The sequence below is a fragment of the Exiguobacterium sp. s59 genome (assembly GCF_018617475.1).
Taxonomy (GTDB): domain Bacteria; phylum Bacillota; class Bacilli; order Exiguobacteriales; family Exiguobacteriaceae; genus Exiguobacterium; species Exiguobacterium aestuarii.
Genome location: NZ_JACSKG010000004.1, coordinates 244,697 through 266,205, shown reverse-complemented (window position 1 = coordinate 266,205; position 21,509 = coordinate 244,697). Strand labels below are relative to the sequence as shown.

At 46.8% G+C, this 21,509-nt stretch carries 21 protein-coding genes; 14 read left to right on the top strand and 7 right to left on the bottom strand.

The annotated features are described in order from the left end of the window. Positions 1 to 20 precede the first annotated feature (20 nt). Entirely contained in the window at positions 21 to 203 is a 183-nt protein-coding gene (locus tag KNO91_RS09520) for an aspartyl-phosphate phosphatase Spo0E family protein (protein ID WP_214787745.1), read from the bottom strand. Positions 204 to 391: 188 nt separating this feature from the next. Between KNO91_RS09520 and KNO91_RS09515 the strand changes: the two genes are divergently transcribed. Next, a complete protein-coding gene (locus KNO91_RS09515; protein ID WP_012726450.1) occupies positions 392 to 1,090 on the top strand; it encodes a cytochrome c biogenesis CcdA family protein in 699 nt (232 codons plus the stop codon). Positions 1,091 to 1,109: 19 nt separating this feature from the next. After that, positions 1,110 to 1,562, top strand: a complete 453-nt coding sequence (locus KNO91_RS09510; RefSeq protein WP_214789828.1) for a CcdC family protein — start codon at positions 1,110 to 1,112, stop codon at positions 1,560 to 1,562. Between the two features lie 33 nt (positions 1,563 to 1,595). Here KNO91_RS09510 and KNO91_RS09505 read toward each other — a convergent pair whose 3' ends face one another. The 3 genes from KNO91_RS09505 to KNO91_RS09495 form a co-directional block, all read right to left on the bottom strand. Beyond that, a complete protein-coding gene (locus tag KNO91_RS09505; protein WP_214817734.1) occupies positions 1,596 to 3,155 on the bottom strand; it encodes a solute symporter family protein in 1,560 nt (519 codons plus the stop codon). After that, positions 3,152 to 3,481: a DUF485 domain-containing protein gene (locus KNO91_RS09500; protein ID WP_214817733.1), complete on the bottom strand. Its 330-nt coding sequence runs from the start codon at positions 3,479 to 3,481 to the stop codon at positions 3,152 to 3,154. The genes KNO91_RS09505 and KNO91_RS09500 overlap by 4 nt, the downstream gene beginning before the upstream one ends. A gap of 255 nt (positions 3,482 to 3,736) precedes the next feature. Next, entirely contained in the window at positions 3,737 to 4,168 is a 432-nt protein-coding gene (locus KNO91_RS09495) for a DUF2621 domain-containing protein (protein ID WP_074033193.1), read from the bottom strand. A gap of 178 nt (positions 4,169 to 4,346) precedes the next feature. Between KNO91_RS09495 and KNO91_RS09490 the strand changes: the two genes are divergently transcribed. The 12 genes from KNO91_RS09490 to KNO91_RS09435 all read left to right on the top strand — a co-directional run bounded on the left by KNO91_RS09490 (position 4,347) and on the right by KNO91_RS09435 (position 18,615). Continuing rightward, positions 4,347 to 5,945 (top strand): peptide chain release factor 3, encoded by a 1,599-nt coding sequence (locus KNO91_RS09490; RefSeq protein ID WP_074033192.1) that lies wholly within the window; start codon positions 4,347 to 4,349, stop codon positions 5,943 to 5,945. 195 nt (positions 5,946 to 6,140) lie between these two features. Continuing rightward, complete coding sequence (gene acnA / locus KNO91_RS09485; RefSeq protein WP_214794814.1) at positions 6,141 to 8,855, top strand: aconitate hydratase AcnA; 2,715 nt, start codon at positions 6,141 to 6,143, stop codon at positions 8,853 to 8,855. A 114-nt stretch (positions 8,856 to 8,969) separates the two neighbouring features. Then, entirely contained in the window at positions 8,970 to 9,464 is a 495-nt protein-coding gene (locus KNO91_RS09480; RefSeq protein ID WP_214794816.1) for a DUF3939 domain-containing protein, read from the top strand. Positions 9,465 to 9,589: 125 nt separating this feature from the next. Continuing rightward, positions 9,590 to 11,155, top strand: coding sequence for a BCCT family transporter (locus KNO91_RS09475; RefSeq protein WP_214787760.1), 1,566 nt, complete (start codon positions 9,590 to 9,592; stop codon positions 11,153 to 11,155). A gap of 102 nt (positions 11,156 to 11,257) precedes the next feature. After that, positions 11,258 to 11,935: a hypothetical protein gene (locus KNO91_RS09470; protein WP_214817731.1), complete on the top strand. Its 678-nt coding sequence runs from the start codon at positions 11,258 to 11,260 to the stop codon at positions 11,933 to 11,935. Positions 11,936 to 11,991: 56 nt separating this feature from the next. After that, a complete protein-coding gene (locus tag KNO91_RS09465; RefSeq protein WP_214817729.1) occupies positions 11,992 to 14,250 on the top strand; it encodes an AAA family ATPase in 2,259 nt (752 codons plus the stop codon). Between the two features lie 31 nt (positions 14,251 to 14,281). Further along, positions 14,282 to 14,698, top strand: a complete 417-nt coding sequence (locus KNO91_RS09460; protein WP_214787769.1) for an acyl-CoA thioesterase — start codon at positions 14,282 to 14,284, stop codon at positions 14,696 to 14,698. A gap of 78 nt (positions 14,699 to 14,776) precedes the next feature. Then, positions 14,777 to 15,655: a M15 family metallopeptidase gene (locus tag KNO91_RS09455; protein ID WP_214817728.1), complete on the top strand. Its 879-nt coding sequence runs from the start codon at positions 14,777 to 14,779 to the stop codon at positions 15,653 to 15,655. Between the two features lie 11 nt (positions 15,656 to 15,666). Continuing rightward, positions 15,667 to 16,287 (top strand): glycerol-3-phosphate 1-O-acyltransferase PlsY, encoded by a 621-nt coding sequence (plsY, locus tag KNO91_RS09450; protein WP_214794823.1) that lies wholly within the window; start codon positions 15,667 to 15,669, stop codon positions 16,285 to 16,287. A 173-nt stretch (positions 16,288 to 16,460) separates the two neighbouring features. Then, positions 16,461 to 17,231 carry a DeoR/GlpR family DNA-binding transcription regulator gene (locus KNO91_RS09445; protein WP_214787778.1) on the top strand — a complete coding sequence of 257 codons (771 nt, stop codon included), beginning with the start codon at positions 16,461 to 16,463 and terminating at the stop codon, positions 17,229 to 17,231. Positions 17,232 to 17,244: 13 nt separating this feature from the next. Beyond that, the gene (locus tag KNO91_RS09440) at positions 17,245 to 17,898 is read left to right on the top strand and encodes a copper homeostasis protein CutC (RefSeq protein ID WP_214794825.1); all 654 of its coding nucleotides are present in this window, start codon (positions 17,245 to 17,247) and stop codon (positions 17,896 to 17,898) included. 72 nt (positions 17,899 to 17,970) lie between these two features. Next, a complete protein-coding gene (locus KNO91_RS09435) occupies positions 17,971 to 18,615 on the top strand; it encodes a DUF975 family protein (RefSeq protein ID WP_214787784.1) in 645 nt (214 codons plus the stop codon). A gap of 19 nt (positions 18,616 to 18,634) precedes the next feature. Here the strand turns inward: KNO91_RS09435 and KNO91_RS09430 are convergent, their stop codons facing one another. The 3 genes from KNO91_RS09430 to KNO91_RS09420 are packed head-to-tail and all read right to left on the bottom strand — an operon-like array spanning position 18,635 to position 21,507. Beyond that, a complete protein-coding gene (locus tag KNO91_RS09430) occupies positions 18,635 to 18,862 on the bottom strand; it encodes a DUF2188 domain-containing protein (protein ID WP_214817727.1) in 228 nt (75 codons plus the stop codon). Between the two features lie 45 nt (positions 18,863 to 18,907). Further along, entirely contained in the window at positions 18,908 to 19,780 is an 873-nt protein-coding gene (locus KNO91_RS09425) for an NAD(P)-dependent oxidoreductase (protein WP_214817726.1), read from the bottom strand. Continuing rightward, a complete protein-coding gene (locus tag KNO91_RS09420) occupies positions 19,777 to 21,507 on the bottom strand; it encodes an ABC transporter ATP-binding protein (protein ID WP_214794831.1) in 1,731 nt (576 codons plus the stop codon). Before KNO91_RS09420 ends, KNO91_RS09425 begins: the two co-directional genes overlap by 4 nt. Positions 21,508 to 21,509: the final 2 nt, after the last annotated feature.

The following is a 21,509-nucleotide window of genomic DNA, read 5'->3' as shown; positions in this document are numbered from 1 at the left end:
TAAGTGACGAGCCATCAAGGTTAATTCGAATGCTGATCTTTTTTATGCTTTGATAGGACGTGACGTGTAATGAGAGAGTCAAGTTCTTGACTGACCAAAATGACTTCTGGTGAGGTCCAAGTGTGTGTTGACGCGATTTTATACAGTTCATCACGTTTCTGTTCAATGGCCTGGTGTAGTGTATCTGCTGCGGTGACTGCCACGTTCGTTCCCCCATCATGTAAATTAGAATTTTGCGAACTAGAATATCCAAATCTTAGCACCTACGTTTACAGATGACAAGTTTCATTTCCATTTCAAAAATTACAAAATGATGTTTCATTTCGAAAGAAAAGATTCGAGCAATTTAAATAGGTTTTCGCTATAATGGTCGTGAAAGGTGGAAATCGTCATGGAAGTCACATTATGGCTCGCATTTGGGGCGGGCGTCTTATCGTTTTTGTCACCATGTACGCTCCCGTTATATCCGGTGTTTCTCTCGTATATTACAGGGGTTTCCGTATCTGAATTAAAAAATGAAGGATTGAAACAGCGTACAGCTTGGTTCCACACGTTTTCGTTCTTGTTCGGCTTTTCAATCGTTTTCCTCGTGCTCGGATTATCGACCTCGTTAATTGCTGATGTATTCATCCAATATAAAGATAGTTTGCGGATGTTTGGCGCCATTTTAATTTTCGTGTTCGGCGTCTTTTTGGCAGGTCTATGGCAACCGCAGTTTATGATGCGCGAGAAGAAAATGGATATCGGCGAACGGAAGAGTGGATATTTTGGGACCGTATTAATCGGAATTGGCTTTGCTGCGGGGTGGACACCGTGTACGGGTCCAATTTTAGCTGGTGTGATTGCACTTGCCGCGACTAACCCGAGTCAAGGTCTCGGCTACATGTTGGCGTATGTCATCGGTTTCGCGATTCCGTTTTTAGTGATGGTCGCGTTTGTTGGCAAAATCAAGTACTTAGCACGAAACAGTGCGAAAGTTGCAAAAGTCGGAGGCTATTTGATGATGGCATTCGGCGTATTATTATATTTTGACGGAATGAACCGGTTCGCTGCTTGGATGAGCGAGCTTGTCGGATTCACCGGATTTTAAGGGGTTGACCGAGATGTCAATGTTATGGGGGTCGACTCTCATTGCATTATTGATGGGGATCGTGGCGAGTTTCGTTCGTGTGAAAGCATCAGCGAAACCGACAAATGCAAAAAAAATCTTAATTCCACCACTTGCCATGACGACCGGGATGATTCAATTTTTGATTCCTGCATTTCGTTTGTCATGGTTCGAAGTGCTTGAGGCGTTAGCGGTAGGACTAATCTTTAGTCTGTTCCTCATCAAAACGTCAAACTTTGAAAAGCGGGATGGAGAAGTGTATCTGTCACGCTCGAAAGCATTTTTTATCGTCGTATTCGCGCTACTCGCGATTCGTACAGCGATGAAAGTTTGGGTCGGGCATGAAGTCGATATCTTCTCTACAGGTGGGTTGTTCTACTTGATTGCCTGGGGGATGATCGTTCCTTGGCGGATTGCGATGTATCAAAAATATAAACGGATTGCAATCACGTAAAAATGGAGTGGCTCATGGCCACTCCATTTTTGTTTACGATTCTTTTGTGACGGCCACTTCCGTCTCCGCATCGATTCCAGTGTTTGCTTTGACGAGAATACGTTCGTAGTTTCCTGCAACTTCATCGGACTTCGTGACGAGCGTACCGATGATGGCTGCAATGAACCCGAGTGGAATCGAGACGATTCCTGGGTTCGAGAGTGGGAAGAGCGCTTCTCCAATGAAAATGGCTGAGCCGTCTGGTGCCCACAGGTTCGGACTAAGTGCGACCAAGATTAAAGAAGAGAACAACCCGACGACCATTCCCCAGATTGCTCCACCAGTATTGAACCGTCTCCAGAAGATCGTGAAGAGAATGACCGGTAAGTTCGCACTTGCCGCAACAGCAAATGCGAGTGATACGAGAAACGCCACGTTCATCGATTGAGCAAAGAATGCAAGTCCCATCGAGACGAGGGCGACTGCAACAGAGGCGATACGAGCGGCTTTCACTTGCTCCTTCTCTGTTGCTTCCCCTTTACGAATGATATGACCATAGAAGTCATGAGCAAAAGCAGAAGCGGCCGATAAAACGAGCCCGGCGACGACAGCAAGAATAGTCGCAAATGCGATTGCTGCTACGAAAGCGAACAAGAGATCGCCACCGAGTACTTGCGCGAGGAGAGGAGCGGCCATGTTACCTGCAGGGTTCGCAGCGAGAATGGCATCACGTCCAACGAAAGCTGCTGCCCCGAAACCTAAAAAGATTGTCAAAATATAGAAGGCACCGATGATCCATGTCGCATACACTACCGACTGTCTCGCGGTCGGTGCATCTTTGACGGTGAAGAAGCGAATCAAAATGTGTGGGAGACCAGCTGTACCAAGAACAAGCGCCATATTTAACGAAATCGTATCAAGCGGGAGCTTGAACTTGTTTCCTGGGTTCAGAAAGTCACTACCAAGCGGTGTCGCTTTGCTCACTTCTTTGAACATTGTTGTGATCGAGAAATCAAACCGTGCGAATACGAGGAACGAGATGATGGCCGTACCAATCATCAATAAGACGGCTTTTGTGATCTGTACCCATGATGTCGCTGTCATACCGCCGAACACGACATAGACCGTCATCAATATACCGACAACGACGACACTCGTCGTATATGGGATACCGAGCAACAGCTCGATCAAAGCACCAGCACCTACGAGCTGGGCAATCATATAAAAGATGGAGATGACAATCGCATTCATCGCCGCGACGCCACGCACGCGTGGTTTGTTGAAGCGTGCTGCGATCATATCGGCCATCGTATACTTTCCAAGGTTGCGGAGCGGCTCCGCGACGAGATAGAGGACGACGAGATAAGCCACGAGGAATCCGATGGAATAGAAAAAGCCATCAAATCCAGCTAGCGCAATCATACCTGCAATCCCTAAGAAAGAAGCGGCAGACATATAGTCGCCTGCAATCGCGAGACCGTTTTGGAAACCAGTCAACCCACCATCAGCCGTGTAGAAATCACTGGCGGTTTTCGTTTTTCTTGCTGCGAAGTATGTAATGACAAGGGTGAGACCGACAATGGCAGTAAAAAGGGCAATCGCTGTCCAGTTCATGATTTCACCTCTTCTTTCAATTGTCTCACGAGTGCATCAAACCGGCGGGCACGTCGACTATAGAGTACGCATAATGTCCACGTCATAATAAATTGGGAGAAGGCGAACGCCCATGCCCAAGTGATGTCTCCGACGAGTGGCGTATTCAAAATGGTCGTATAACTTGTTAAAACGGGGAGTGTGAAATAAAAAATGAGTGAGAAGATGATAGCTGGAACGATGAATCGATTTTTTTCACGCATCAATCGATGGAACGTTTCGTGCTCTGTGATCGACTGAGCGGAATGACTACTGGTTGTTTGTGCAACTTGCGTCACGTCATGCATACAATCCCTCCTAAGCTGTAAGATAAATCCATTATGCGATGTAAAAATGAGAGGAGTCATGCCTTTTTTTTCATGTCGAATCCTTCAACATTATTGTAATATTGGTCATACCAATTTATTGTAAGCGTTTTCAATATTGTCTAAAAATTGAACGTTATGTTTGAAAAGTAAATAGTTTGAGAAAAGGTACTTTTGACCCAATAGGCAAAAAGCACAATTCGACAAATAAAAAACTCTACCCAGGTCGGATAGAGTCTATTGCTGAAAATAGTGCTCGTAAGGCGTCCAGTCGATTTGTTCCTCGGCTAGTGCTTTCTTTAAAAACTTATGGTCTCGTTTCGGCGTTGCGGCAATATACCCTTTCACCACGAGTTCGGTCGTCATTTTTTTCGCGCGCGATTCGAGCGCAAACTGGCCGATCTTACCAGCGATTTTTCGGATGGCGACGTCACGAAACAGTTCTGGAACCGGTGAGACGAGTCGGTCTAATAACGTCCGTGTCTCTGGCGTCCATAGGTGTCGTGTTCTCTCTATATAGTCGTCTTCAATGTCTAGAAGGGAACGTCCGTCTTCTTTCGGCATTCGTTTTAAAAACTTACGAAACATGAAGTATCCGCCAATCGTCATGAGTCCAATCATGACGAATCCCCAGAATACAATGAAATACATCATCAAGTTTTCTGGCATCATCTTTCCCCCGTTCTATACATTCACTTGCTATCATCGTTAGTATACAAAAAAGAATCCATTTGCAAAAGGAGCACGTCTCGTTAGGATAGACGAACTCAACCGATTTCGTTAGAATAGATAGCGTTGCTACGAGAATAAGCATGAAGTGAGTCGAGAAAGGAAAGGTCTATCACATATGAGCCAATTGAAACAAGAAGTCGAGAGACGCCGAATATTCGGGATCATCTCTCACCCGGATGCGGGTAAGACGACATTAACAGAGAAATTACTTTTGCACGGTGGCGCGATTCGTGAAGCCGGTACCGTCAAAGCGCGTAAAAATTCAAAACATGCGAAGTCAGACTGGATGGAAATTGAGAAGCAGCGTGGAATCTCGGTTACATCGTCTGTCATGCAATTCATCTATCAAGATAAAGTCGTATCAATCATGGATACACCAGGTCACAATGACTTTGGTGAAGACACATACCGCGTATTGACATCGGTCGACAGCGCGGTCATGGTCATCGATGCAGCTAAAGGGATCGAGACGCAGACGAAAAAACTTTTCCAAGTGTGTCGGATGCGCGGTATTCCAATCTTTACGTTCATGAACAAATTGGACCGTCAGGCAAAAGACCCGCTCGAATTGATGGAAGAACTTGAGGAAGTACTCGGCATGCCTTCCGTTGCCATCACATGGCCGATCGGGAGTGGGATGCAGTTCGAAGGGGTCTATGATCGGATGAAAAATGAAGTTCATTTGTTCCGCGGAGACAAGTCAACCCTTCAATTAAGTGAGGACGGGGTAAACGACCCGGTGCTCGCTGATCATCTCTCTGAAGAAAACTTGACGAATCTTCGCGATGAGATTGACCTTCTCGACGGAGCGGGGAACGAGATTGATGTAGAGGCGATTCAGAGCGGTAAGTTGACGCCTGTATTCTTCGGGACGGCACTCGTTGACTTCGGTGTGACTGCGTTCTTGAACCATTATTTGGAGATGTCTCCAGCTCCAGAAGCCCGTAAATCGAACGTAGGCCCAATCAATCCGACATCAGAAGACTTCAGTGGGTTCGTCTTTAAGATTCAAGCCAACATGAACCCGGCTCACCGTGACCGGATTGCATTCGTCCGCATCTGTTCAGGTGTGTTCGAGCGTGGAATGGACGTCACGCTTACCCGGACTGGTAAGAAAATCAAATTGAGCCAGTCTACACAACTGATGGCCAACGATCGTGAAACGGTCGACCAAGCGTTCGCAGGAGATGTCATCGGGATCTATGACTCAGGTACGTATCAAATCGGGGATACGATCACGACATCGAAGCAAAAGATCGCCTTTGAAGCATTGCCGACTTTCCCACCTGAGTTGTTTATGCGTGTGTCGCCTGTCAACTCGCTCAAGTCGAAACACTTCCACAAAGGTGTAGAGCAACTCGCGCAAGAAGGGGCAATCCAAGTTTATCGCAACGAATACAATGAGATTTATCTCGGTGCGGTCGGCCAACTCCAGTTCGAAGTGTTTGAATATCGTTTGAACAATGAATATGGCGTAGACATCCGGATGGAACCTGTATCGTACAGCGTTGCACGTTGGGTAAAGGACAAGGAATTGAAAGCGTTGAAACCTTTCCAGGACTCACGGAACATGCTCGTTACAGACCGTTGGGAACGTCCAGTTTTCCTTTTCGCGAACGAGTTCACGTATGAGCGGTTCGCTGAACGTCATGCAGACGATTTGACGCTCGTCGAGGCACTTGATGTCAACGAAGAGATTGGAACAGAAGAATAATTTGTAAACACCTCAGTTTTGAGGTGTTTTTTTGTCGTTTATCCCTTTCTGAATGAATTGATAAGTTTTACTTATGACTAATTTGTGACGGAATGTATTTTACGTCACGCTATACTTGTATTATGATAAATATGTGAAAAGTAAGCGATTACGCATTGTCGTGTGGTCGGCGCTTTCAAAAAGGGGGAAATTGCAATGGAACAGACGAATGTTTTAGACGCCTTCGCATCTCGGACAACGTTCGAGGCGAACGGGCAATCGTATGATTTTTATCGATTGAAAAAGTTAGAAGAAGAAGGGTTAACGAACATCAGTCGTTTACCTTACTCGATTCGCGTTCTTCTCGAATCGGTACTCCGTCAACAAGACGGTCGCGCGATTACAAAAGAACATGTCGAGAACTTGGCAAAATGGGGTACTGCCGACGTCTCGAAAGACATTGACGTACCGTTCAAGCCGGCACGAGTCGTACTTCAAGATTTCACAGGTGTACCGACAGTCGTAGATCTCGCGTCACTTCGTAAAGCGATGGCGGACCTAGGTGGAGACCCGAACAAAATCAACCCAGAAATCCCTGTCGATCTCGTCGTCGACCACTCTGTTCAAGTAGATGCGTACGGATTTGCAGGCGCATTGATGAAAAACATGGACATCGAATTCGAACGTAACGAAGAGCGTTATAAGTTCTTACGTTGGGCTCAGACGGCATTCGACAACTACCGTGCCGTGCCACCAGCAACGGGTATCGTTCACCAAGTAAACTTGGAGTACTTGGCATCTGTCGTCCTTGAGAAAGACGATGCAGCAGGTACGGTTGCGTATCCGGATTCACTCGTCGGGACAGATTCGCATACAACGATGATCAACGGACTTGGTGTCCTTGGTTGGGGAGTAGGAGGAATCGAGGCGGAAGCGAGTATGCTCGGCCAACCGTCATACTTCCCAGTACCAGAAGTCGTCGGTGTTAAAATCATCGGTGAAGTCAATCCAGGCGTGACAGCGACAGACGTTGCCCTCGTCGTGACAGAGATGCTCCGTCATGAAAAAGTTGTCGGCAAATTCGTTGAATTCTTCGGCCCATCGCTTCACACGATGCCACTCTCAGACCGTGCGACAATCGCAAACATGGCTCCAGAATACGGTGCGACATGTGGATTCTTCCCAGTCGATACGGAAACATTGAACTATATGCGTACAACCGGCCGTTCTGAAGAATTGATTTCACTCGTTGAAGAATACTCAAAAGCAAATGACCTCTTCTACACGCCAGATCAAGCTGATCCGACGTTCACGAAAGTGTTGACGCTCGACTTGTCGAAAGTTCAACCTTCACTTGCAGGTCCGAAACGTCCGCAAGACCGAATCAACCTCTCAGACGTTCAAACGTCGTTCATCGATAGTTTAAGCGCTCCTGCTGGGAACAGTGGTTTCGGACTTGACCGCTCGGAACTCGAGAAGAAGGCAACTGTCAACTATGAAGATGGAGCAGTCGACATGAGCACGGGAGATGTCGCGATTGCTGCGATCACGAGCTGTACGAACACGTCAAACCCTTACGTTATGGTCGGTGCTGGACTCGTTGCGAAGAAAGCGGTAGAGCGCGGCTTGACTGTTCCGAAATACGTGAAGACATCACTCGCACCAGGTTCGAAAGTCGTAACGGACTATCTCGACAAAGCAGGCTTGACTTCTTACTTGGACGAACTCGGCTTCAACACAGTCGGTTACGGCTGTACGACATGTATCGGAAACTCGGGTCCACTTGACCGTGAAGTCGAAGAAACAATCACGGAGAACGACTTGCTCGTATCTTCTGTCCTTTCTGGGAACCGTAACTTTGAAGGACGCGTTCACCCGCTCGTGAAAGCGAACTTCTTGGCGTCACCACCACTCGTCGTCGCTTACGCACTCGCGGGATCGGTTAACTTCGACATCATGAACGATTCGTTCGGTACGGACAAAGATGGAAATGAAGTGTACTTCAAAGACATCTGGCCATCAAACGATGAAATCAAAATGGTCGTACAAGACGTCGTTTCACCAGAAGCGTTCCGTAAAGAATATGAGACAGTCTTCACTGGTAACGAACGCTGGAACGCGCTTGACGTACCAGAAGGTAACTTGTATGACTTCTCAGACGAGTCGACATACATTCAAAACCCACCGTTCTTCGAACAACTTGAACCAGAAGCGGGGGAAGTGCATGCATTAAATGGATTACGCGTCATCGGGAAGTTCGCGGATTCGGTCACGACTGACCATATCTCGCCAGCTGGATCGTTCTCGAAAACGACACCAGCCGGTCAATATCTACTTTCAAAAGGAGTAGAACCGATCGACTTCAACTCATATGGATCACGCCGTGGTAACCATGAAGTCATGATGCGTGGTACGTTTGCAAACATCCGTATCCGTAACCAAGTCGCACCAGGTACAGAAGGTGGATTCACGACTTACTGGCCAACAGGTGAGATCATGCCGATGTACGATGCAGCGATGAAGTATAAAGAACAAGGTACTGGTCTTGTCGTCCTTGCTGGAAACGACTACGGAATGGGATCATCTCGTGACTGGGCAGCGAAAGGAACAAACCTCCTTGGCATTCGTGCGGTCATCGCACAAAGTTTCGAGCGGATTCACCGTTCAAACCTTGTCATGATGGGTGTGCTTCCACTTCAATTCTTAGAGGGTGAATCAGCAGAGTCACTCGGATTGACTGGTGAGGAGGCAATCGATATCCAAGTCGATGAGTCTGTTCGTCCACGCGATATCTTAAACGCAAAAGCGACACACGAAAACGGAACGGTGACAGAGTTCAAAGTCATCGCTCGTTTCGACTCGGAAGTGGAAATTGATTACTACCGTCACGGTGGAATCTTACAGATGGTTCTCCGTAACAAACTCAAATAAACAATCGCTGATCAAACCTTCCTTTGAAAAAAGGAAGGTTTTTTCATGAATATGCGATTTTATGGTGAAAGTTTTAAAAGAATCGGGAACAGGAAGACAGGGAGGGGTGTGCTTATGGTGCGGGAAGAAAATAAGGGCAAGAGTTGGTGGAAACGATTGACACAGCAAAAAGAGGTAGAACCTGATCGGGAAATCGACATCACTTTACCTGAATTGCGTCATGCGATTCACGAATATGAACAGACGTTGCCAAAAGGCGTCAATCGTACGGTCTTACTCGATGACACGCAAGAAATTGACACCAAGCGATTGAAACATCATTTGTCCGGGGTACCGAAACAACGCTTCTATATGTCTAAGGAGACGTTTCATATCGTTCCGGAAGAAGAACGTGATGTCATTTATGAGATGGACCAAGTGCAACGTGCTCTAGACCTTTACATGGACCAAGAAAAGAAACTACCACTTCGTAAATTTCAAGACGCATTGCAATTAGATTTGACCCGGCTCCGTGATGGCGGCTACCTTAAGACATTGCCAAAAAGACCGTACTATGTGGTGGATGAAACGTTGATTGTCTCACTTGAACCAAAAGAGACGACTTCTTGACAAGACACCTATCTATTTTGCGGTAAATGACACATTTATGGACAGTTAGGGTTGAGACTTGTTTAAAAAGTATGTTAGGGTGGAAAACGTATATGAAAATAGAAAATTAAATAGGAGTGATTTTTATGGAACGGAAAAGCCGTGTGACGCCTGTATTCGTCATATCTGCAATCATAACGGGATTATTCACAATCTGGGGATTATTTCCCGAAAGTCTTCTCGGAAATGCTAGTTTATTGAACGTGACGAGCACGTTACAAGGTTGGCTATCGAACGGGATGGGCTGGTTTTACTTATTAAGTGCGACCGGATTCTTACTCGTTGCCATCTTTTTAATCTTCTCTCGATACGGTTCGATTCGTCTTGGTAAAGATACGGACCGACCTGAGTTTAGTTACATGTCATGGTTCGCCATGTTATTCAGTGCGGGAATGGGGATTGGGCTCATCTTCTGGGGAGCAGCAGAGCCATTGCTCCACTTCCATTCGCCACCTTTCTCTTCATTGACACCTGAAGGAGACGCACGGACAGCGATGCGCTATGCCTTCTTCCACTGGGGCTTCCACCCGTGGGCAATCTATGCCATGATCGCACTTGCCATCGCTTACTCAACATTCAGAAAAGGACGCCCTGCGACGATTGGGGAAACAATCGGTTCGCTCGTCCACAACCGCTACGAAAAACCTGTGAAACAAACGGTCGATATTCTTGCAGTCATTGCGACGGCATTTGGGGTGGCGACTTCACTCGGTTTTGGTGCTCAACAGATTGCCGGTGGTCTTCATTATCTCATCCCTGGGGTGCCGAACGCCTTCGTGACACAGTTGATCATCATCGCCGTCGTAACGGTGCTTTATATGATCAGTGCTTCTACCGGCCTTGATAAAGGGATTCGTATCTTGAGTAATACGAACATTTTCTTGGCAATCGTTTTACTCGTCGCGACGATGTTCGCCGGACCGACAGCATTTATTTTCGACTTATTCACACAAACCGTCGGAACATACTTGCAACAACTTCCTGGTATGAGTTTCCGTACAGCTGCGTTCGAACCGGTTGAACGTGAATGGATCAACGGCTGGACAATTTTCTATTGGGCTTGGTGGATTTCTTGGTCACCATTCGTCGGAACATTTATCGCACGCGTATCGAAAGGTCGGACAATTCGTGAGTTTATCATCGGAATCCTGCTCGTCCCAACATCATTCGGGCTCTTATGGTTCTCCGTTTTCGGCGGTTCAGCAATCTGGGCTGACTTGTTCGGTGGATACGACTTGATTGGTCAAGTGAACGAAATCGGGACAGAGGTCGGACTCTTCGCATTGTTTGATACGTTCGGTGGTTTTGGGACAGTACTCAGTATTGTTGCCATCTTCTTGATCTCGACATTCTTTATTACGTCTGCCGACTCTGCGACATACGTACTCGGGATGCTTACATCGAATGGGAAGCTCGTTCCTCCGATGGGCATTAAAATGACGTGGGGTGTCATTCAATCATCAATCGCAGCTGTGCTTCTATACGCAGGTGGACTAGATGCCCTGCAAGCCGTAGCAATTCTCGCAGCCTTCCCATTCATCTTCGTTCTCGTCTTTATGATTGTCGCCTTGTTCAAAGACTTGGCCGATGAACCAGATGAGCGAGATAAATGGTTAGAGGCACAAAAGAAAGATGAAGATAAATTAGGATAATCCGGAAGGGTCTCATACGAGACCCTTTTTTCAGTCAAAAATATTTTGCTTGTCCTCTTAGCTAGTGTAGGATAGTAAGTGAAGAAACGAGGAGGATAGGCGATGAAACAACAGATAAAAAAACGGTTGAGCTGGGTCATTTTGGCCGGCATCCTCATTATCGGAGCATTGCTCGCTTATAATTTTTACGTACTCATGAATTTGAATGGTGAAGAGACAGAACAGGTTGAGCCTTTCTACTCGAATGTCGTAATTGGGTACCAAGAGCGTAAACTTCCGAAAGAAGGAGAAACACTCGAAGAACGAGAATATCTCGTCACGTATGATGAAAACGGACATTTCGTCTCTGAAGTCGTGACGGGCCCAAACGTGGGCGCAAAAGCGGAATGGGACGGAGAGACGTATTTGGAGTTTAATCCAGATGGAGAAGAAGTCCTGCGACAAGAGACCAATTCGGGAGCAGTCGCACCACATCCTTTCTTGTCACGTGCCACGAACGAACAGATTCGTAAATGGTTAGATGATGGCACGCTCGGATCGAGTGAAGGTGAGACGAACTTGGTCGGTCGAACCGCACAAGCGTATGTAAAATCTGAATCGGCTGAAACGGTTCCGGAAGAATGGATTGAAAATTATCCATCTATTTTCAGTGAAGAAGAGAATAAAGAGACAGTCACATATTATGTTGATGCGAACGAACGGATTTTGCTAGCGGCAGAATCGCGGAATAACGGGAAGTTGTTCCATTCGATTCGGATGACATCTTTTGAATCAAGATAATCCGATGGGGAGCAGACGTCATGTCGGCTCCCTTGTCGTCTGAAAGGGAGAACAGGATGAAACAAATTCAAGTTGAACAAGTTCAAACGGATTTGACGAACTGGGAAGCTGGAGAAAAGATCAATGAGGCGGCGCTCTTATCCTACGCGCACTGGTCACGTGCGACTGGACATGAGGAGGAGTTGATTCGTTCATTGACCTTGCTCGCTACGCATCGACTCGAGCAGAAGGAATCGATGGACCCGTTATTGAACCGCTGGATAAAAGAGTTGGAGTCGATGAATGCGTTGCCCCCTGAATTACGTCTATTTCAATTGAATGAGCAATTGCGGCGTTCGAAGCAAGCACTTCAAATCGATTGGCCGACACTTCGCGAAGCGGATTATGCCTCGATGAAAGTACAAATTTTGACAGAGTACGAGTCCAAAACATCTGCGTTACTCGACCAACTTGACCAACTGCATGATGAGGTGGAAGCGGCGAAGTCTGATTTACGCGACTCTGAATGGCGGGGACAACTCGAGAAAATCTTTGAAGCCATCATCGAGGCGATGCAGGAGGTCGCGTCTTTAGAAGATGATACGGCATCTCTGCTCGCATCGATGCAAGGAAATTACTTCAGTCGAGAAGCGTTTCGTCGCTTCGGTGAACGTGTTGTGCTCGTCAAGGAGCGACTCGATACAATCTGTCAGTTGTTGCCGGAGCGTAAGAGCGAGACGCGTTCGAGCGCAATCGAATCACTCGAGGAAATGATCGGTCTTGACGATATAAAAGATCGTGTAAAGGCGTGGTATCGTTTCCTTCTCTTCCAAAAGGAACGTGAAAAAGCAGGGTTCTCATCAAAGCACCAACCCTCCCTCCATCTCGTGTTTACGGGTAATCCTGGGACCGGGAAGACGACGCTTGCTCGACTTATGGCAGAAATCTATTTCGAGCTTGGTTTGCTTAGTCGTCCGGATCTCGTCGAGGCAGATCGCTCGAGCCTCGTCGGGGCGTACGTCGGGCAAACGGAAGAACAAGTGATGAATAAGGTGAAAGAGGCAGAAGGTGGCGTTTTGTTCATCGACGAGGCATACGCGTTAAAACGCCAAGATGCGAGCGGAAGCGATTACGGACAAGCGGCAATCGATACGCTCGTCGCAGCGATGACAAGTGGCGAATATGCTGGGAAGTTTGTCGTCATCCTTGCCGGTTATCCAGAAGAAATGCGCCATTTCCTACTCGCAAACCCAGGTTTACGCTCACGATTCCCAGAATCAAATCATTATGAGCTACCAAACTATCGGGATGAGGAATTAGTTGCTATTGGAGAAAAGGTGGCACAGGAAAACAATTACGTGTTAACGGAAGAGGCGAAACGTGCACTTCTAACGCGGATTGACCGCGAACGAGTCGATTCGACGTTTGGGAACGCGCGAACGGTTCATAACATTTTACTCGATGCGATGTTTAAGAAGGGTTCTCGTTTTGGTGCGGATGCTCCTTTAGATGAAATGGCGCTCTTGCACGAAGAAGACTTTGATCAACCGATAGATGATTCACACTCAGTATCGCTAGACGATTTGGTCGGTATGGAAGAAGCTAAAGCACAGTTAGCGGAGATTGAAGCACTCGTGAATGTGCAAAAGAAACGTAAAGCGCTCGGTTTGAAGACGGCGCCGGTCCAGCTCCATATGACACTCACTGGAAATAGTGGTACAGGAAAAACAACTTTTGCATATCTGTACGCCCAAATGCTGAAGCGTACAGGTTATTTGAAGCGTGGGCATGTCAACGTCGTCAGCCGAGCGGACTTGGTCAGTGGTTATGTGGGGCAGACCGCTCAAAAAACCAAAGCGGCGATTCGTGACGCACTCGGTGGTGTACTGCTCATTGACGAGGCGTATAGCCTTAATGGGGGAGCGAACGACTACGGCCGAGAAGCAATCGATACACTTGTGGATGAGATGCCAAAACATGGAGAGAATCTTGTTGTCGTCCTTGCGGGATATGAAGGCCCAATGCGACGGTTGATTGAGTCCAATCCAGGATTAAGTAGTCGTATGAAACGCACGATTCATTTTGAGGATTATTCGCAAGAACAGTTAGTGGAAATCGCAACGAACTACGCAAATCAATTTGGCTACGTCATAGATGAGGAAGCGATGGATGCGTTATCGACACGATTAGGTGAAATCAAACACGCGAATGCACGGACTGCCTTGTCCGTCATTGATGAGTCAATTGCTCGTCAATCATATCGACTCATGTCGGAGGAAGAGAACGAGACGTCACTCCAACAATTATTAGTAGTAGATATTAAGAGTAAACTATAATACACTATTGGTAGGAAAGAAGGATGATTCAATGCACACGATTCAAATCCCAGTAAGATATCAAGAAACGGACATGATGGGAATCGTCTATCATGCCAACTATTTAGTTTATTTAGAAATAGCTCGCACCGAACTGTTGCGTCAACTCGGTGTCGAATACAAAGACATGGAAGAGGCAGGATTCGTTTCACCCGTGACGAACGTTTCTATGGACTACAAGCGAAGCGTCACATTTGGTGATACGGTTCATGTCCGTGTCTGGGTTGATCAGTACTCGAAAATCAGAACGATTTATGGGTACGAGTTAACGAACCAAGCCGGGGAACTCGTTGGCACCGCCAAGACAACTCATGTGGTCGTCAAACGGGGAGATTTTAAACCGATTCGCCTTGATCGGGAATTCCCAAAATGGCATGACATGTATATGAACGTCATGAATCCTGTCTAAGAATCTTCTGTCTTCGTACCGTCAGTATGGTATCATATCTTGACGGTACTTTTTGTTATCTAGAAAGGGGAAGATCGCATGCGTTATCCATCAATCTTGATGGTTTGCGGCGCCTTGACGTTCATGTTAGCCGGTTGTACGACAAACGAGCAAGTTGAACCGAAAGAACCAACGACACAGTCATCAACAATAGATGAACCACAAACAGAGCCAAATGAACCAACCTCGGACCAAGAAAAGGTTGAGACCGAGTCTCCGACAGACGAGGAGACGACGGAATCTGAACCGGAAGTCGAAGAAGAGCCAGCTGAGCCATCACAACCAACAACGGAAGAACCGACAACACCTGTTCAACCGATTGAAATGGATGGTGTGGCAAACTTAAATCTAGAAGAATTGATTCTCGTTAATAAACAAATTGCGTTGCCTGCCAATTATCAACCGAGCGACTTGGTTGAGGCAGAAATCGACTTTGTCGATTCGGCGGTCGGTGAGCGACGGATGATGCGAAAAGAAGCAGCACGTGCGATTGAAAGTTTAATGAGTGACGCCAAAGCGGCTGGAATTGATTTAAAAGGAACGAGTGCCTTTCGTTCATATGGTTATCAAGTGACACTATTCAATGCTTACGTCGAACGAGATGGTAAGGAGCAAGCGATGAAGTATTCTGCACCACCTGGTCATTCTGAGCACCAGACCGGTCTTGCAATCGACGTATCAAGTGCTTCTGTCAATTATCAACTCACACAAAGCCTTGGTGAAACCGTTGAAGGAAAATGGTTGGCAGACCATGCACACGAGTATGGCTTTATCGTTCGCTACCAAAAAGCGTTTGAGAAAGAGACGGGCTATATGTATGAACCTTGGCACTTACGTTATATTGGGACTGAACATGCCAAAGAAGTGCATACATTGAATCAGCCATATGATCGATATATTGAGGAATATATGAAGTAAGGGGAATTGCGATGCCATATGTGACAGAAATCATCATTATTATTTTAAGCTATTTACTCGGTGCAATTCCGTTTGCGCTCATCATTGGTAAGCTCGGTTATCGAGTAGATGTTCGAGAACATGGGAGTGGAAACCTAGGCACGACGAATACGTTCCGTGTTCTCGGTAAAAAGGCTGGTATCCTTGTTCTGCTTGGTGACATGGGGAAAGGATTGGTCGCTGCGCTACTGCCTCTCTTGTTTGGAAGTGAGATGAGTCTATTACTTGCGGGAATTCCGGCAGTGATTGGACATTCATATCCGATTTTTGCAAAATTTAAAGGTGGAAAATCGGTCGCGACAAGCGGTGGCGTTCTCTTAGCGGCGTTCCCATGGTTCTTCTTTGTCGTCGTCGGCACATTTATTGTGACACTTCTCATTTCACGGATGGTCTCTCTTTCTTCCATGGCTGCGGCTGTAGTCGGTCTTGTGACGGCCACGGCGTATAGTTTAGTGACAAAGGATTGGTTGCCGCTGATCGTCATCGTACCACTCGCCTTGTTTATCATCATCAAACATCGCACCAATTGGCAACGCATACGAGCGGGGAATGAACCGAAAGTGCCTCTTTTTCAAAACAAGCATAAATCTTAATTCATCTAGGTGCGTCTGATTCAGACGTGCCTTTTTTGTGCATTGTTGTTGATTTACATAAAGAAGAAACAAAAACATGTTGGATTTGCTCGTTCTTTACTTTCAATTTACGATAAATTTACATCCGTTCGTTACACTAGAAAAGGAAAGATTTTAGTGGAGGAGGCAGGGACGTGTCTTTAATCGGTGAAGAACGTAAACAGAAAATTGTCGAATGGATCGAACGAGAAGGAAAAGTGAAAACGAGCGAATTGATCGAACGCTTGAACGTGTCAGGAGAATCGATTCGACGCTATTTAGAAGAACTAGAGAAAGAACACCGTATCAAACGTGTTTATGGGGGTGCCGTCCTCCATCAGAGCATGTCCTTTCAGCCAATCGTGATTGCCAACATGGATGGAATCCGACGCATCGCATATACGGCATTCCAATTAATTCCGGACGATACGTTAGTCTATATCGGTCACGGTGTCGCGGCCGAACAAGTAGCGTCACGCCTACGCGGACGTAACGTAACAGTGGTCACCCCATCTCTAACGGTCGCGAAAGCGCTATTTGAGCAGCGAGCGAAAGGAGTGCTCGGTGGCGAAATACAGTTGTTAGGTGGTACAATCGACCCGAAACATCTCGTGACGACGGGAGAGCAAGTCCTTGCACAACTTCAAACATATATGTTCGATCTTGCCATCTTGTCTGTTGAGGGGGTCGATGCGACTCTTGGTCTAACGTGCGATGCTTATGGGCTCACCAGTATTACGCAGGCTGTGATGTCTCAAAGTCGCGAAACGTTCTTATTGACAGACCATACACAGTTGAACCAACAAAAACGGTATCGAGTCTGTGATTTTTCGAAGGTAACGGCCATCATCTCTGATTTTCCGGAACCTCAAGAATTTAAAGGCGTCTTAGCCGAACATGGTGTGGATTGGAAATTCGCACCGTAAAAGGAGCGATTACATGAAAATAGAAGTAATAGTCACAACGTTATCTGAAGCAATCCAAGCGGAACAACTCGGGGCGGATCGACTCGAGCTGATAGCGGATATGGAAAAGGGTGGCATCACACCAAGTTTTGGGACGATTCGGAATGTAGTTGAACACGTCTCAGTCCCGGTACACGTTATGATTCGACCGCATACACGTTCGTTCCATTTTAACGAGGATGACATCGAAACAATGCTCGCCGATATCGGTTTATGCCGTGAACTCGGAGTTGATGGAATCGTCTTTGGTGCATTGACACAGGACGGGGCAATCGATGAACGGATTTTAGGAGAGGTCATTAAGCATAAAGGGGAAATGACACTCACATTCCATCGTGCTTTCGATGCATCTCGTGATGTATTTGAATCGATTGATGTCTTAAATGACTTTCCGGAAGTCGATCTTTTATTGACGTCAGGCGGTGCGAACACAGCACTCGAAGGAATCGAGACGTTAGAGCGGCTTAAAGAACAAGCAGAGATGACAATCCTACCGGGAGCTGGCATCACAACAGAGACGTTACCTACCTTAAAAGCTCGACTTGGAGTAGACATGGTACACGTCGGCAATGGTGTACGGACAGATGGCCAGTTCGATGAGTCTAAGTTCAAACAACTTCGAGGATAAGTCAAAGCGGAAAACAGTCGTATGACTGTTTTTTTGCTATAATGAAAGAAAATGATAAGTGTAGGTGAACTCATGCAATCTTCTGTTTACAAACAATATGCGCTTCGAATGCTCTCTGGAAAGTGGGGCATATCTTTGCTCGTCGTCTTGACTGTCATGGTCATACAAGCGATGATTACGACGCGTCTCGACCTTTCCACAAATGATCCTGAAGTTCTCATGACTTCAGTGGCGTTGTTGTATGGAGCGACCGTATTGCTCGCGCCGATTGAACTCGGGAAAAATTGGGTGTTCCTTCAAGTCGCTAAAGACGAAAAGCCCAAGTTTGGATTATTGATTGAAGCGTTCGGGTCACTAAAAGACTATTCGCGTGCAGTGGTTTATTATGCGGTGTTCTATTTAGGGTTAAACGTGTTGATGTTATTCTTGATTGTGCCTGGCGTATGGTTTTATTTGACGTATCGAATCGCGCCATTCATTATGCGTGACGAACCAGATCTTTCGGCATTCCAGGCAATGCGAAAGAGTCGGTTAATGATGAAAGGGCACAAACAGACGCTGTTAAAACTGTTCGCAAGTTTTATCGGATGGTACGCGCTCGTTCTTCTCACTGGCGGACTCGCTTATATCTTTGTCACGCCTTATCTTCAAACAGCAATTTCAGGACTTTACTTAGAAATGAAGGCATCTTATCTCGCAAAACAACCGGTCGGGTAACCCGACCGGTTGAATACGTTTAATGCTGATCTGTCTTTTTCGGGTTAGGGGCGTCTTCAAAATCTTGCTTTTCTTGTTTTGACGCATCCGCATGCCACTTTTTCGCTTGTTCGGTGGCAATCGGTATCGCTTTCGTCTCAGAATAGCCTTGTGCGAGCAATGCGTTCGCAATATCGATGGCTTTCTTTTTTACAAGTGGATCGAAGTTTTTCAGTGATTCCGGATAGTCTCTCATGTTCCATGGCACGAAAATCGCCTCCTTCACTCCTACTAATTCCACAAACGGGATGATTCAAACGTCTTGGTTGAGATAATACTCGATGAGCGCTTGCGTCCCGTTCTCCCCGTATCCGTTTTCTTCGAGGATCGAGTAAAGACGATGAGCCAGTTCAAGTCCAGGTAATGTTACGTGAAGCTCGTTCGCACTTTCAATGGCGAGCGTCATGTCTTTTATAAAATGTTTGATAAAGAAACCAGGAGCATAATCTTCGACAATCATACGTGGAACTAAATTTTCCAGTGTCCAGCTACCCGCTGCCCCTCCGCGAATCGTACGGATTAGTGCTTCCGGGTCAAGACCTGCTCGTTTGCTGAACGCGAGCATTTCTGCATTTCCCATCATCGTTCCGGCAATTGCAATTTGGTTGGCGAGTTTCGCGTATTGACCGCTCCCAGCATACCCCATCCGCTCAATAGACTGTCCCATTGCTTCAAATAAAGGTTTCGCCTTGTTGAAGGCAAACTCCCCGCCTCCGACCAAAATGGATAACGTTCCATTTTTTGCGCCGATGTCACCGCCTGTGACCGGTGCATCAAGTGGGAGAAGACTCCGTTCGATCGCCGTTTCTGCGATGCGTTCGGCAAGCTTGGGAGAGGAGGTGGTCATGTCGATCAACAGTGTCCCCGGTTCCGCAGAATCGAGGATGTTTCCGTCCCCAAAATAGATAGATTCGACATCTGACGGGTAACCGACGATGGTGATGACGGCATCAGCATCGTCGCAGACGTCTCGAATCGATTCACACCATGTCACACCTTCTTCGAGTAGAGAAGTGGCCTTCTCCTTCGTGCGTGTATAAGCTTTTACGTCAAAGCCATGTTTCATCAAATTTCGTACCATAGATTGGCCCATTACCCCGAGACCGATAAATCCGATTGTTTTCATGTTGATTGTCCCCCTAATAATTGTTGTGAGACGAGTCGCTGATAAAGAGCGTTCTCGTTTAAAAGTTGCTCATGTTTTCCAATCCCGCTGATGCGTCCGTCTTCTAACACGACGATTTGGTCGGCATGTCTGACGGTCGATAAGCGATGGGCGATCACGAGCGTGGTTCTTCCGACCATAAGCCGATCGAGCGCTTCTTGGACGACGCGTTCCGATTCTGAGTCAAGACTTGATGTCGCTTCATCAAGCAATAGAATTTGTGGGTTGCGTAACAATGCTCTGGCAATTGCAAGACGTTGTCGTTGTCCTCCTGACAAGCGAATACCACGTTCTCCAATCTCCGTCTCGAGTTGCTCGGGCATCGCTTCAATGAAAGACCACGCATTGGCCATCTCACACGCTTCTTTAATTTTCTCATCACTTACTTCATGCTGAAGGCCGTAGATGATGTTTGTCCGAACAGAACCCGACAGGACAGGAGAGTCTTGGGCGACATAACCGACGATTTGACGCCACGTGTCACGACCGTATGTCTGAATGTCATGATTGCCGTACCGGATCAGTCCTCCCGTCGGGGTATAAAACTGTTCAACAAGCGAAAAGAGTGTCGTTTTACCTGCGCCGCTTCGACCAACGATAGCGGTCGTCGCACCTGGCGAAACGTGAAGGGATAGCCCTTGTAGAACAGGCTCTGTCCCGTAATGAAACGTTACATCCTCGAAGAATAGATCAGCCTGTTCGATGGATTCTTGACGTGTGCTGTATGGTTCTGGAACAACGTCGAGTAATTCGGCAATCCGTTCAGTTGCGCCACGAGCTTTTTGAAGTCTTGTTAGAAATTCACTCATCGTGATAAGTGGCGTGATAATCTGGAACACATACAACATGAAGGCGAGCAGTTCACCAGTCGATAAGGCTCCTGTCGAAACACGATAGGCACCAAACCCGAGAATAGCAATCAACATCCCCGTCAACGTGACGTTCAGGAGAGGGATGAGAATGGCTTGGATTCGCCCTTCTTTCACTCCGTAATCGAATAACGTCTCGATTTTTACTTTACCTGTACTCACTTCCATTTGTTCTGTCGCCTGTGACTTGACGAGTCGAATTTCACTGAGTAGTTCCGCAAAGAATCCAGACAAGTTTCCGAGCTCCTGTTGCGTTTCTTTCGCGATGATTCGAAGTTTTCGACCGAGTGGTATAACGATGACAAGCGTGGTCGGCACTGAAAACAAGATGACGAGCGTCATTTGCCAATCGAGCGTGAACAAGATGGCGACGGCACCGATGACCGAGACGAAGGAGGTCAACAATCGGACACTTTGTTCGGATAACAACTGTTGCAGTGTCGTCGTATCATTGTTTAAACGAGAGACGAGTTCACCCGATTTGATTCCATCGTAAAACGGGATAGGTAGTTTGATGAGATGGTCCCACAATGTCGTACGAAGATTGGCGACGACACGTTGACCGACGATATGTAGCCAGTAGATCGATAACGCACTCGTGATGACCTGGACGAGAAACGCAATGATAAAGTATGCGAGCCATTCGGGTGTCAACAGGTCGCTACTCCAACGGTCGACGACGCGTTGCAGGATGAGTGGAATCGCTAGCGATGCAACGGCTTGGAGGAGCGAAATCAGAATGGCTCCGACAAACAATCCTTTAGGAGGGTTCGCGATTTTAAAAAGCTGGAAAAACGTCTTCCACGTTGATGATTTCATTT